The following is a 255-nucleotide window of genomic DNA, read 5'->3' as shown; positions in this document are numbered from 1 at the left end:
CCAGTGGTCGATCCCTCCTTCGATCTTGCCGAGTAGTGTTGCCACTGGTTCGGCGGTTACTGACCGCTCAACGAGCGATATACGCCCGTTCTGGCACGATCGGTGCATCTGTGCTCTCTCACGAGGATTTGGGTCGGTCTCCAGCCACGACTGGAGACCGACGAACATCTGCTTGAGATACCGATGAACCGGCTCTGCCTCCTCGTGGTCACTAGCAACGTCTTCGGCTTCTCGGAGAATATGTGCCCAGCACCG

At 58.0% G+C, this 255-nt stretch carries 1 pseudogene; it reads right to left on the bottom strand.

Annotated elements, in window-relative coordinates:
• Window positions 1-255: pseudogene (locus O2S87_RS19175) on the bottom strand (IS66 family transposase); the annotation flags it as partial.

The sequence above is a fragment of the Halohasta sp. A2 genome (assembly GCF_056175805.1).
Note: the sequence above shows the minus strand (reverse complement) of the source record. Positions and strands in the feature narration are given on the sequence as shown.